This window comes from Endozoicomonas sp. 4G (assembly GCF_023822025.1).
Lineage (GTDB): Bacteria > Pseudomonadota > Gammaproteobacteria > Pseudomonadales > Endozoicomonadaceae > Endozoicomonas_A.
This window is the reverse complement of the sequence record NZ_CP082909.1, coordinates 2435196-2448608: the sequence shown is the minus strand read 5'-3', so window position 1 is coordinate 2448608 and position 13413 is coordinate 2435196. Positions and strand designations below refer to the sequence as shown.

Sequence of the window (13413 nt, the reverse complement as noted above, 5' to 3'; positions counted from 1 at the left end):
AGCTCACAGGATGCGTGAAGTCAGTATGACTATTTCTCGGCTGCCATCAGGTCTTTATTTTTTTTCCAGAAATCTACGGCATCTGGAACCTCTTTCAGGGAAAATGCGAGCTTGGCTTTAACGGTTAATTTGCCGGAGCTGTCTTGGGAAACCGCATAGTCATTGATACCAAGAGACCTTTCAAAGAGCGTTGCCTTTTCTTTGGTATCAAGACTTCTGATGTTTATCTTCTTGCTCCCTTGCTCCATTGAAACGGAAAAACTGCCTTCAGGGGTGTCGTACCAGCTTACACGCCAGTAGTAGTGCCCCATGTTTGGGGTGCCGTCCTTTTCATAAAGTGAATTTCTGAACTCAGCCTGTGCACATTCATTGATGAAATCACTTTTCTTGACGCAACTGGAATAGAACCCGGTAGTCTTGCCCCCCGTGGTCATAACAAGTGGAATCGACTTGCCACTGCTCAGCCCAACCAGCATGTAATCGGATACTTCTGAAATGCCCATAAGGTTGCCCAGTGTGCCAAAATTCATCAGCTCATCCATTGAACCTTTTTCAGGCTCATTACGCTCAACCAGGATATAACCCGTGCTGGCAATATCGCCATTCTGGAATCGGGCTACATGATAGCCATCAGGAGGGGTAAAGCTGGCAAGCTGTTCATTGCCTGCTTCATAGATGAAAATGCTTCCGTTTCTGGATACAGAAAAGCCTTTACTGGTAGGGGTGACTATCTGTCCTCTCAGGTTTTTGCCTGTAACCGTTGTGATGCTGTAGTTGCCGCGACTATATTTTAGGTTGGCCAGTGTCACTGATTTCTGTAGGTTACCGGCATTGGCATATTTTACGACACCAGTACGATCACCCGTTTTTACGAGGTAGGTAAAGTCACCTGTATGATTATTGGCAGTAAAGTCCAGAATCTCACCTTCGGGATCAAAAAATGGCATGTTATTGATGAGCAGTCCATCTCTCTTCCGCTTAAACGCTGCGCCTGACTTATCTCCCAGTTCTGATAGCTGGCTGTTAAGCTCTTCTTCAGAAATTATTTTTATGTTGTCTTGTAATTCTGGCTGTATTGGAGAACTGTGTCTTTGAACAGGTACGGGCTGAGAGCCTTGCTGTAACTGTGCTGTCTTTGCCTTCATCTGTGCGATGTAGGCTTCCATCAGTGCTGTCTGCTGTGCCTGTTGTTCGGGGGTAAGAGGTGTTGGCTTTGACACGCATCCAGCGAGACCTAAAGCTGCAACGGACATGGCAGCTGTACAAATAGACCTGAGTTTCATTGTGGTTCCCAAGTGTTGTTATTGTTTTGTAGTCAGCAAATAAAGGCTTCCAGCCAGTTTGTGCTGAAATTAAAGGCTATCGTACAAAGTCAGGCGCAGCAAGGGGGTAGGGCAGAAGGTTTTTATTCAGTGAGGAGAAGGTGAAGGGTACTGCGCCAGATTTGGCGCAGTACGAGGCTAAGGTTTGAGCTTGTTGCCTAGTCAGCAGTTATACAAGCTGCTGGCGTAACGCAGTCTGTAGAATCAGCTAACTGAATCAAAGAGTTCACCCTTTCGTCTTTTATCCATCAGAATCAGGATCGTTAGGGCTGAAACTCCAATGACTACACCGACCGGTTTGGTCCACTCCGGAGATAACCCGAAACCAATGCTGGCAGTCAGGATATAAGACAGAGTGATACTGGTACCGACTACCGCAGGCAGGCTCACAACCCAGTGAAGAGCACCACGGTCAAACAGATACTTGGTGGCCAGCCAGAGCACACTGGTAGACAGTAGCATGTTGGAGAAGGCGAAGTATCTCCAGATCAATGAAAAATCCACAAAGGTAATCAGGTAAGCGATTGCCAAAATCGGAGTAGCCAGCAGGATGCGATTACGCACGCTTTGTGGAATGTTAAACGCATCAACAATCGTTAGACGCAGTGAGCGGAACGCGGTGTCACCGGAAGTAATCGGGAAGATAGCCACCGCAATAATAGCCATGATACCACCCAATACACCCAGGTAGCTGGAAGCGATTTCGTTAACGACCATACCTGGGCCACCCATATCCAGAATGGCTTTCAGTTCAGCGTAACCACCGGGAAAAGCAGCAATACCTGCCAGTGCCCAGACACAGGCCACCAGACCTTCAGACATCATGGCACCGTAGTAAACCGGGCGAACGTATTTCTCGTTAGTCAGGCAGCGAGCCATGATGGGAGCCTGAGTGGAATGGAAACCACTGATGGCACCACAGGTAATGGTGATGAACAGCAGAGGCCATACAGGCAATCCGGGAAGGTTAGGTGTAAGAATTGCGCTCTGATGTTCCAGGTGACTGTGTGTTATGTAAATGAAGAAATCACTGGCTACTGGCAGGTGAGGGGCATCAATCAGCAGCGCAATAGCGATCAGGGTGGTCATGACAATCATCAGCAGACCGAAGACTGGGTACAGTCGGGTAATGATCTTGTCGATGGGCAGCAGGGTTGCCATGAAATAATAACCCAAAATCAACAGAACCCAGAAAGTATTGTTGGCGAAGATGGTGCCTTCAAAGTAGCTCAAATTACTGAGCAAGCCTGCTGGACTCATAATAAATACTACGCCCACAAAGAACAGTAGCATGGCAGTAAACACCAGCATTACACCCTTAAAGTAAACATTGTAATAATGCCCGGCGATTTCTGGTAAGGACTTACCGTCTTCTTTAATACTCATTACCCCGGAGAAGTAGTCATGCACAGCACCGCCGATAATATTACCCAGTACAATCCAGAGTAGGGCTATAGGACCGTAAAGAGCACCCAGGATGGGTCCAAAGATAGGGCCGACACCAGCAACGTTGAGGAACTGAATCAAATAAGCCTTCACCGGATGTATAGCAACATAGTCGACCCCTTCGTCGAAGCGTTTTTGCGGTGTTTGTGCTTGAAGGTCAATGCCTGCCTGTTTTTCGACGAATGGGCTGTAATATTTATAACCCAATATCAATAGTGCTATGCAGATAAAAAACACGATCATGGTATGGAATTCCTGTAATTTTTCTTGTTATTGTGGTTTTTCTTGTTGCAACCTGCTATCGCTCAACAAAGTCAATGTAGATATCAATGACTATTGATCACTAAGGTGGACCCCACTGTCAAGACACTGAATCAATAAACTTAAGTTAAGTTCTAGCAGTGGTTGAAACTCCCTCGGAGTGATACGTCTTCTGCTGATGGCGGCTATCTATGGGCAAGTAGTCGTCCAGTTCCGCGGAGAAGCGGAAACGGGCTTGTCTTGGAATAAAATGGTGAGCGTGTTCAGTTCTCTTTGCCATACAGTTCACCCCTGCGGGGATTCCCCGGAATCAGAGTGGCAATTCTACAATGGCAACTATCAAGATGAAGTGGTTATAGTTCTCCGGACACATAAATACGGGTAATATAAGAGCCCATTAAGGTGTGTCCAAATGTCTGAAAAGAAAATGAAATCATACACTGCTGAGTTCAAGGAATCCGCGGTAAAGTTGGCAGTTGAGTCAGCTAAACCAGTGGCAGAAACCGCCAGAGAGCTTGGGGTTAACATTACACCCTGCATACTTGGATAACCAAGTATCACCAACCTGAGGCTTCCAGTAAGCCACAGAAGAATGATGAACATATATACGACGAACTGAAACGTTTACGTAAAGAGAACGCCAAACTGAAGGAAGAGCGAGCGATATTAAAAAAGGCGGCCGCCTTCTTTGCCAAAGTCATCTGGTCATGGAAAAATAGACGGACGACCAAGTGACTGTAACTATTGCGGAAGGTGCCAGACAGCGATTTCCTCAAGTATCACAAGTCAGTTATGACCGAGGTTTCTGGTCAAAAGAAAACCTTGAAAAACTGGAAGAATTTCTCGACCGGGCCGTGTTGCCGAAAAAAGGCAATTTCTTTTCTCTCATCAAACTGAATCTGATAACCTTTTCATTACTTCGCTATGCAATGAGAATAAGAATGTATGACATTATTGGAGATATTCACGGTCGAGCTGACGAGCTGGAAGCCTTACTGCTCAAGCTTGGTTATGAACGACGTAAATCGGCATATCGCCACCCCGAACAGAAAGCCATTTTTGTTGGGGACTTTATAGATGGCCAGGGACAACACCGTAAAACCTTTGACATTTGTCGTTCAATGGTCGAGCAGGAAACTGCTCTTGCGGTGATGGGTAACCACGAGTTTAATGCCATCTGTTATTCGATATCGGATGGTGCTGGCGATTTCCTTCGTCCACATAATGAGAAGAACATCAGGGATCATGCGGAGTTTATTGCTGAGTTTCCATTTCTATCCAGCATACATCAAGAAGCTATAAACTGGTTTAAGACACTGCCACTGTTTCTGGATCTGGGAGAATTGAGAATCATCCATGCAGTATGGCATCACACCAGCTTTCCTATTGTCGCCCACTTTCTCGATGAAAATAACTGCCTGACAGCGGATGCTTATGTTCCAGCTTCTGATAAAGCGCACCCGCTCTACCATGCAATAGAGTACCTATTAAAAGGGATAGAGCTGGAACTACCACCAGGCGTTAGTTTCAGAGATAAAAAAGGAAACCTGCGAACCGCTGCCCGCATTCGCTGGTGGGATGAACAAGCGACTCATTGGTCAAATGCAACCATCGGGACTGGTCAGGCAGAATTGCCCGACACTCCACTGCCCGAACAACGTTATCGCTACACGGACACAGTACCGTTATTTGTAGGGCATTACTGGATGAGTGGACAGCCCAGGCCAATGAGTGACCAGGTTGCCTGTGTTGACTACAGCGTTGCACGCCCTGGGGGAAGACTGGTGGCTTATCGTTGGTTGGGTGAGAAGAAGCTTATTCAGGATAACTTTACTTGGATAGACAGACCTTAATAATAACCAGCTGTGTGCAAGGAGTGCAGCATAGGTTTTGTGGTTGATGACGGGAATCTGTTCTCAAAAATCATATGCGGCGTTATTGAAGAAAAATAACCGTTGGCAGCTGTAAGGAACTTTTATTATGGATCTGGAACTGATGTTTAATTTACTCGCTTTGGGATTCTTTCTCTCTGCGGGTTACTTTGCCTTTAAACTTATCATTGGTGGTATCATCAAGCTTGCTGATCAGGGGCTGACTCTTGGGTATGTCATCAAATACTGCCTTTTGACGGGGTTATTTTTTGTTTTTGGGCTGACCTCATTTTTTCTGGGTATAGGGTCTGGGAGTTGGTAGCTGAGAATTCTGCTCAAACAATCACTTGTACAGCATATCATGTATTTGACGTTAGGGGCTGTTTATTCCGGTGAAACTCCGAGTGCAAGAACTCCATCAGCTGAAAGGCCTTTTCAGGACGAAAATCAGATAGAATTTTTCGATATATGTCACATGAAATGGCACTAATCAAACCCAGCCCCCAGACCCCAAGCCAGCCCGATTCCGGCTCCGGGCACCACTCAAAAAGGTCATTGTTTATTCAATGGCCTTTTTTTGTGGCTGTTTTAAAGGGTTAGCTCCTGAGAATCCTGCCTTTCCGGCAACATTTGCAACCACAAAATAAAAGCCCAGCCAGTAAAGCTGGTGGCTCAGATGTCCGTCAGGGTGACGATCCCGAAACCGGCGATAAACACGAATCGCCATCCAGCCCAGGAGCATGCCAAGCAACAGCTGATCAAACTATAATTCAGGATGAACTGGTTAAATGCATTACCCGGTTGCCCCTTCTGAGCACCATCGACAAGCATTGCAAAACAATATTCCTCACGTTCAATGAAGAGAGCTGCATCATTATTAATGTGTCGTTCATTACCCCGTTGACTGATCCAGTGGTAATGCATGGGTAACCGATATACAACTCACCTAAGAGAACGTGGCAAAAGTCATGAGAGGAGCCCGCGCAAAGTGGAAAATTGAAAACGAAACCTTTAACACGCTGAAAACACAGGGCTACCACCTTGAACACAACTACGGGCACGGAAAGCAGCATCTGGCGACCAACCTGGCCTGCCTGACTTTTACCGCTTTCCTCATCGACCAGATAGAGCAGTTGGCTTGCAAGTTCTTCCAGCAGGCTCTTGATGCAAAGAAGTCCAAAAAGCATTATGGCATGCTATACGGGGCTTATTTGACTGGTTCCTCATCGACAACTGGGAAGATCTGTTCACAGTGATTATTGAAGGCAGGAGCGCCAGCTTGGAGCATTTGGTAGTTAATACCACGTAGCGAGGGTGCTGGTAGCCCTGTTTGACCTGTGTTTAGAACTTGCTGATCGTTTGGCTGATTACCCAGTCCGGTGTCGTTCGCCCCGGATAAATGGTGGCAGAAATAATCTATTGGATCGAACATATATTGGTGGTCAGCGGGAATTGCTGGTATTATACCTCTTTAGGATTTTGGATTAAAAGTCCAATGAATACAAAAATCTTTCTTGTCTTTGTCATAACATTAATGACTTCTGCATGCAGCAATCAAATGGTTTACGAAACTGTTCAGCACGATCAGAAATTGGAATGCGTAAAGTTGCCACCCTCACAGCAGCAAGAGTGTTTTGATGCTCATGATGAGAGCTTTGAAGAATATTCGCGCGAAAGAGAAGAAATATTAGATCAGAAAAATTAACTATGACATATTTTTTTTATAGCTGTATTTTCGTGGCTATTTGTTACACCTTTAATTACTTTGTTCCACGAGTTAGGACATGCAATTCCTTCACTGTTATTGGGAAAGAGAGTCGAAGTTGTTTTAGGTGTTGGTGAAAATAAATTTGAAGCGAGGTTGAAAAACCTTACACTAAAAATATCACTGCAATCAACCTATGTAGGCTATTGCTATTGGCAGGCAGACCTTTCAACAAAAGAAAAATTATGGACGTTAATACTGGGGCCGCTAACTTCCTTATCTATTTTTCTTATCAGCACCTTGTTTGTGTTTAAATTATCATATTTAAGTGAAATGCAGTCTGTGTTGATCGGTGTCTCGTCAATATCGTTTTTTTCATTTCTCATGACGGCAATACCCATGCATTATCCTTCGTTTATACGAGGATATGCAAACTATCCCAGTGATGGCTATCAAATTCTGCAACTATTAAAGTCAACAAGCACATAACGAATAAGGACAGATTGTCCGCAGCCGCAATCTTATCCGTCTGTTGAACAAGCCCGGACTTGATAGTCACTCGGTATGATTTACAGGAATAGCTTTTTCTCCGGCAGCCTTGACTGCGGCCTGACCGTGTTCATCTTCAGGATCACTGAACTTTTTTGGTAGTAACGGTCTAAGCTCATGTTTTGGTAGATTCAATTTCATTAGCCAAAGGGGGAGTTATGTCAGATAAGAATCATGCGATGAGTGCTCGTTCCGTTATTCTGTCCTTTTTGATTCTGGTTATGTCTGGCCTGCTGAAGGCAGATGAAACTGTCCAGAATTATCGTAATCTGTTGTCTGATTTCCAGATCGAGATCAGGGATGACCTGAGTTATACCCGTATCGTAACGCTGGAGTATGAGGTACTGACTCCCGCAGGCGCTGAGTCGTTGCAGCAATACCACCAAAGTTTTTTTTCCGAGAATGAAACTCTGAAGGTTTTGGAAGCGTCCATTACCCATCCGGACGGAAAGGTGATCCCGGTTGAAAAAGAAAATATTTTTGAACAGGATCTGGGGGGACGTGATAAAGACCGGCGTAACAGGGAGACAGTAGTGATTTTCTCCCGACTGACACCGGGCAGTATCATGAGGCTGAAGTTTGAGCATGTGGTGAATAAGGAAAGCCCAATGGGTTTCAATATGGCATTGCAGCCCGAGATGGAACTGGAACAGAAAAAAATAGTGGCCTCTATTCTGCTGCCTGAAAACACGCCCATGAAGTGGGGAAGCAGGGGAGAGTTCTCTGTGAAGGAACATCAGAAAGGCAAGCGTAAGCAGCTGCTGGTCAGCCTTGAAAATTTTCCTTATCGGGAGAGGGAGCCGCACATGGTCGATACGGATGATGTGTTGCCCATGTTTGCATTGACTTCTCTGAAAAGTTGGGAAGAGATCGGTGAAATTTACTACAAAAGCAGCCTGGACAGACAGACCGACAATGATGAAATCCGCAAGCTGGCCAGCGAGGTCACTCAAGGGGTCAAAGACTCCCGGGAAGAGGCCGTCCTGATCTATAACTGGGTGGCTCAGAATATTAATTACCTGTCCCATAGCTTTAATCTGGAAGACGAGCTGGTTCCTCACCCGGTGGAAGAGATTCTTCGTCATGGTTATGGCGACTGCAAAGATCAGGTTTTGTTATTGCAGACATTGTTAAAAGCCCGTGGAATTGAGTCAACTCCGGCACTGGTCAGCTGGGATGACAGCTATAGGGATTGGCCAGTGGCGACTTCCATGCAATTCAATCATGCTCTGTTATATATCCCCGAACTGATGACCTGGCTCAATCCTGTTTCTCCATTATCTCCGTTCGGGCTGTTGGATTACAGTCTGTCGGGCAAGCGGGTGGTACTGGCCAGCCCTAAAGGCGAAACTCAATATCTTCCTGTCATAAAACCGGATCAGAACCGTTACTGGGTAAAAAGCCAGTCAGTGCTGTCTGAGAATGGGTTTTTGAAAGGAGAGAGTGAAATCACCGGTACGGGAACCATTGGGGTGCAGATTCGGGGATTCCTGGCATCCAGTGGCAGTGGTGAGTGGAAGGTAAATAACCTTCTGGCTAAAACTCAGACCGGAGGCTTTGGCGATATTTTATCGGGAACGCCCGCTTATGATCTGGCAAAACAGCCAGCTTATCAGGGTAAGTGGCACAGCCCCTACGCTTTTGAGCTCGGTAAGGAAGGCTTTATTACTACGGCTCCGGGGTTGGATTTCAAGGATGTTCTGTCCCTGAGGGACTATCTGGTGGATGGAAAACGCAAGTATCCGTTTACAGTGGGGCCTCGTCATTATCAATGGGAATATCGCATGGAGCTGCCAGAAAGTTACGCAGTAACCCAGCTTCCTGATAGCTTTCAACTCGATAATGAGGCGGGCTCATACAGCAGTCACTACGCAGTGGACAATAATACATTGGTTGTGACACGCAAGTTCGTGGTTAAGAAAAATCTGTACCAGCCCGGTGAATACCCCGAATTCGAAAGGTTAGCCTACCGGGCTATTAATGATCGCCGAGCCATCATTGCCTTGAAACGACGCTGAAACTTCAACTGCTCCCAGGCACTAAAATGAGGTTTCCAGGTATGGCTTTTTACAGATTGGCTCGCCGATGGCAGAGACCTGTATCTTAAACGGACGACCAAACCTCTCATTACTTTGTTCGAGTAAGCCTTGTAAGTGCGGGGCAGACATTGAAGCTGGCGCCCGAACATTAAACGTCAGTGTTTGTCTGGCGGATTGTCCATCGAGCGGGTCGAAACTAAAGTCTACCAAATTGAAGCCCCCTGAGGATTGCAGAATGTTCACTATTTGCTGCAAATGATGAGTTTCCTCACTGACGACTAAGCTGTTGGAATTAAACGTGAAGCTCACTTGAAGCTGGTTTGGGAATTGGGTACGGCTAAGCCTGTAGGTAGCGTAAGGTGTGCAACAAACTTCTGTAGTCAGTGATACGGGTCCCAGTACGGGTATCCCCATTGCAAATCCACTGGCGGTACTTGCTGAGGTCGCGAGAAATAGAGTAAGAATCGCAATTCTTCCGATATACCAGGATGGGTTGAGATCGGAATTACATACATAGCGTCCGTAACGGACGATAGGTTGGAAGCTATGTATTTCGCTAGTTTCCGTGGCAACCAGTCGGGCGAGCGTAAGGACAAACTCTTTCAGTCTGCTCGAAGGAATTTGATAAAACCGGGCAGCGTCACTCGCCACTGCTCTTTCCACCCAGGTTTGCACCGTAGCACTTCCGGTTTCCAGATAGCGGATGGTGGGTGTAGAAGTGGTATCAGGCTGAGTGACCAAGGGTAGGGGAGAAGCATTAGACTTAGTCTCGTTAATAGAAGCCATCAAAGATACTGAAATGGGCGAAGAAATAGCGGCATCTCCCTGAGCGACAGGCAAGCCCCCGACGGCTCCATATTCCTGGTTTTCAGTAGTATCGTCTGATGCCGACTCAGTAGGCGGGCGTTGGGCCGAATGCATCGACTCAGACACTGGCAATCCGCCAATGGTTTCAGGTTCCCTGTTTTCGCTGGATAACAGCTTGGAGGATTGTTCTTGTAGCCCCTGCGCTTCTGATGGTCCATCGGTATCTGTATCAGGCTCAACAGATAGGAATACTTTGACGTTTGCTTTCGGGCTTTTAAGATTAAGCACGTAATAACCTGCTAATGACGTCGTGGGCATCAGCAGGATTGCAACCACAGTAATAAAATTCCACAAGAACTTGAGGTTGTAATGTTTTTTTATAACCTGCCTTTTCATAACCAGACCTGCCCATGACAAACCACTAAAAATAGTTAAGCCACTGCAAAAAAGGTGCTTTTTGTTTAGAATATTTTTGACTATGGCAATACGGGCGATCGATTCAAATACCGGCAGGCCATCCACGGTCTGAGTCGCTTGTAGACAGTGTCGGCCAATTATGGTGTGTACAGGGTGTCATCAGGGGCTGGGGAGACTTTTATACTAAACGGATTACCTAATTGTTGATTACTGGTTTCGAGCCATGTTTTTAGCTGATCGGCATCCACTGAATTCGATATCTGGACATTAAACGTCATTGTCTGGCTTTCCTCCTGCCTTTCAGAGTTTGTTAAATTAAAGTCACCCGAGCGCTTCAGTAACTGCACTATTTGTTGCAAGGTGTCGATTTCCTGAGTGCTGGTCAAACCGTTCAAACTGAATGTGAAGCTCACCTGAAACTGGTTTGGAAACCGGGTATTGCTAAAAAAACGGGCAGTGCCAAGAGTATTGAAACCTCTTGCTAATAAAGATCCCAATCCCAAGCCGGGTATCCCTGAACCAAAGCTGGTAGCAGCACTTGCCGCTGTTGCGAGAAATGTCAAAGGAGCTGCAAATTTTCCACGAGACCAGCGTGGGTTTGCGTTTGCGAGCAAGTCAAATCTATGGCTGCCACGACGCATGAAAAGCCGGGTGCTATGCATCGTGTTCGTTTCCGTAGCAACCAGACTGACAAACGTCAAAACAGAGTCTAGCAGCTCATCTTCAGGTATTTCATAAACCGGTAAATTTTCTGTGTCTGTATTATTTAGTTTTTTCAAGTAAAACGAAACATCAGCACTTCCGGTTTGCGGAGAACGAGTCCTGCCATAAAAAGGATCCATTGATGTCGCCCTAAATGGCGAATAAGCTGCTCTACGTGTCTGGGAAGCCGTTAAACCACCAACGGCTCCACGTTCTTCCGATGGGCCATCGGTTTCTGTATCAGTTTTGACTGATAGCAATACTCTGACGTGTGCTTTCGGGCTATGAATATGAAGCACGTAATAACCTGCGAATGAAGTCGCAGGCACCAGCAGGATTGCCACCACAGTGATACAACTCCATAAGACTTTAAGGTTGCAATATTTTTTTATAACCTGCTTTTTCATAACCGAACCTGTTCATAACAAGCCACTAAAGGTAGTTAAGCCACTGGAAAACAGGTGCTTTTTATTTAGATTATTTTCGACTATGCAGCATGGGTTAATGATTCATGTTGATGAATAAAAGGTGGGGTTTAATACCGGCAGACCATCCATGGTCTGAGTCGCTTGCAGGCAGTACCGGCCTTTGACATTGTGTAATCAGACGGCCTGACAGTCATTGTGCCCGGGGCGTCGTCTTTATTAGGAAAGCTTTAGGTTTAACAGGCTCCTAGGGGTTGGGGGCTGAGGGTGGTTCGAGTACATGGGCTGGATCGCTGGCGGGTTCGCCAGTGGGTTTGCCGTTAAGTTCGCCGTTGGATCCGCCGGTAGGTTCGCCGTTAGATCCGCCGGTAGGTTCACCGTTAGATCCGCCGGAGGGTTCGCTGTTAGATCCGCCGGAGGGTTCGCTGTTAGATCCGCCGGAGGGTTCACCGTTAGGTTCGCCAGTAGGCTCGCCGGAGGGTTCGCCGTTAGCTCCACCGGTGGGTTCGCCGGTAGGTTTGCCGTTGGCAGAGACGTTTATACTAAACGGATTAGTTAGTTTTTGATTATCGGTTTCGAGCAATGATGTTAGCCGCTCGGCGTTCACTGAACTTGATACCCGGACATTAAACGTCAGTGTCTGGCTTTCCTCCTGTCTTGTAAAGGATGCTAAATTAAAGCCCCCTGAAACCCGCAACAACTTCGCTATTTGCTGCAAAGTGTGGATTTCCTGAGTCATGGTCAAGCCATTCGTGCTGAATGTGAAGCTCACCCTAAACTGATTTGGAAACCGGGTATGGCTAAATAAACAGGCGGAGAGAGGAGTAAAGACCCCTCCTGTTACTATAGATCCGTATGCCAGGCCAGGCATCCCTATACCAAAGCCGCTGGCAGTGCCTGCCGCTGCTGCGAGAAAGATGAAAGGAGTCGCAAACCTTCCATAAGACCAGCGTGAATTTGCGTCCGAGTTACATATAAGGTTGCCATAGCGCACGAAAGGCTGGGTAGTGTGCATTTCGCTCCCTTTCCTGGCAACCAAACTGGCAAACGTCCTAACAAAATTTTGCAGCTCGTTTTCAGGTACTACATAAACAGGTAGATTTGCTTTGCCTGTATTTCCTCTTTGCAGGTAAGCTGAAACAGTAGCACTTCCGGTTTCCAGGGAACGGATATTGAGTGTTGAAGCATCATCTGTATCAGGTTGATTGGCTATGGGCTGAATGCTGGAAACGGATTCAGTCCCGTCATGGATATTAATATGATCAATTAATGTCACTATAACTGGCGAAGAAGCTGTTACAGACTGGGAATCTGGTACGCCGCCAACGGCTCCACATTCCTCTTGAGAGGGTGGCGTACCAGATTCCTGGTCAAGTGGCAGCTCTTCAAAGGCTTCAGTTTCCTCCTGCGGGGCTGGCGTGATTTCAACACTTCCAGATTTTCGGGCGGTTGGCAAGCCATCAGCGGTTTCAGATTCCTGAATTTCAGCACCATCACCTGATGTCACTTCAGGTGGAGGCTGGGCAGGAGATGTTGATCCAGAAATGGGCAAACCTCCGATCGTTTCGAGTTCCTGACCGTCAGCAGGTGGCCCATCAACTTCAGTATCAGGGGTGACAGATAGACGTACTTTGACTTCTGCTCGCGAGGATTTGAAATGAAGGACGTAGTTATTTGCTACTGAGGCTGTGGGAGTTAGCAGGAATATCACCGCAGTGATATAACTACACAAAATCTTTAGGTTACGAAGCATTTTCATACATAGCACCTATTAACGACGAACTTTTAAAATAGCTAATCTGCTGGAAAAAAATGCTTTTTATTTAGAATATTTATGACTATGAAACAGCTTGCAGCACTCATAAGTTC

The 13413-nt window shown here is 46.4% G+C and carries 12 protein-coding genes and 1 pseudogene; 6 read left to right on the top strand and 7 right to left on the bottom strand.

The genetic code is table 11. The features are described 5' to 3' along the window. Positions 1–29: 29 nt before the first annotated feature. Together K7B67_RS09530 and K7B67_RS09525 are read right to left on the bottom strand one after the other, a co-directional pair. A complete protein-coding gene (locus K7B67_RS09530) occupies positions 30–1220 on the bottom strand; it encodes a hypothetical protein (RefSeq protein WP_252180105.1) in 1191 nt (396 codons plus the stop codon). Positions 1221–1526: 306 nt separating this feature from the next. Then, on the bottom strand, positions 1527–3011 hold the full coding sequence (locus K7B67_RS09525) for a carbon starvation CstA family protein (protein WP_252180104.1): 1485 nt from the start codon (positions 3009–3011) through the stop codon (positions 1527–1529). 430 nt (positions 3012–3441) lie between these two features. Between K7B67_RS09525 and K7B67_RS09520 the strand changes: the two genes are divergently transcribed. The 3 genes from K7B67_RS09520 to K7B67_RS09510 all read left to right on the top strand — a co-directional run bounded on the left by K7B67_RS09520 (position 3442) and on the right by K7B67_RS09510 (position 5222). Then, complete coding sequence (locus tag K7B67_RS09520) at positions 3442–3579, top strand: transposase (RefSeq protein WP_252180103.1); 138 nt, start codon at positions 3442–3444, stop codon at positions 3577–3579. A gap of 181 nt (positions 3580–3760) precedes the next feature. Beyond that, complete coding sequence (locus tag K7B67_RS09515; RefSeq protein WP_252180102.1) at positions 3761–4882, top strand: metallophosphoesterase; 1122 nt, start codon at positions 3761–3763, stop codon at positions 4880–4882. A gap of 127 nt (positions 4883–5009) precedes the next feature. Continuing rightward, positions 5010–5222: a hypothetical protein gene (locus tag K7B67_RS09510; RefSeq protein WP_252180101.1), complete on the top strand. Its 213-nt coding sequence runs from the start codon at positions 5010–5012 to the stop codon at positions 5220–5222. Positions 5223–5459: 237 nt separating this feature from the next. Here K7B67_RS09510 and K7B67_RS09505 read toward each other — a convergent pair whose 3' ends face one another. Beyond that, complete coding sequence (locus K7B67_RS09505) at positions 5460–5651, bottom strand: type IV conjugative transfer system protein TraL (protein WP_256484817.1); 192 nt, start codon at positions 5649–5651, stop codon at positions 5460–5462. A gap of 166 nt (positions 5652–5817) precedes the next feature. Between K7B67_RS09505 and K7B67_RS09500 the strand changes: the two are divergent. Both K7B67_RS09500 and K7B67_RS09495 read left to right on the top strand, forming a co-directional pair. Next, a pseudogene (locus K7B67_RS09500) lies at positions 5818–5997 on the top strand (ISNCY family transposase); the annotation flags it as partial. A 398-nt stretch (positions 5998–6395) separates the two neighbouring features. Beyond that, positions 6396–6605: a hypothetical protein gene (locus K7B67_RS09495; protein ID WP_252180100.1), complete on the top strand. Its 210-nt coding sequence runs from the start codon at positions 6396–6398 to the stop codon at positions 6603–6605. A 555-nt stretch (positions 6606–7160) separates the two neighbouring features. Here the strand turns inward: K7B67_RS09495 and K7B67_RS23860 are convergent. Next, the gene (locus K7B67_RS23860; protein WP_256484816.1) at positions 7161–7289 is read right to left on the bottom strand and encodes a hypothetical protein; all 129 of its coding nucleotides are present in this window, start codon (positions 7287–7289) and stop codon (positions 7161–7163) included. A gap of 23 nt (positions 7290–7312) precedes the next feature. Between K7B67_RS23860 and K7B67_RS09490 the strand changes: the two genes are divergently transcribed. Next, positions 7313–9172 (top strand): DUF3857 domain-containing protein, encoded by a 1860-nt coding sequence (locus K7B67_RS09490; RefSeq protein ID WP_252180099.1) that lies wholly within the window; start codon positions 7313–7315, stop codon positions 9170–9172. 21 nt (positions 9173–9193) lie between these two features. Here K7B67_RS09490 and K7B67_RS09485 read toward each other — a convergent pair whose 3' ends face one another. The 3 genes from K7B67_RS09485 to K7B67_RS09475 form a co-directional block, all read right to left on the bottom strand. Beyond that, on the bottom strand, positions 9194–10522 hold the full coding sequence (locus K7B67_RS09485; protein ID WP_252180098.1) for a hypothetical protein: 1329 nt from the start codon (positions 10520–10522) through the stop codon (positions 9194–9196). 32 nt (positions 10523–10554) lie between these two features. Beyond that, entirely contained in the window at positions 10555–11526 is a 972-nt protein-coding gene (locus tag K7B67_RS09480; RefSeq protein WP_252180097.1) for a hypothetical protein, read from the bottom strand. 265 nt (positions 11527–11791) lie between these two features. After that, a complete protein-coding gene (locus K7B67_RS09475; protein WP_252180096.1) occupies positions 11792–13303 on the bottom strand; it encodes a hypothetical protein in 1512 nt (503 codons plus the stop codon). Between the last annotated feature and the right edge of the window lie 110 nt (positions 13304–13413).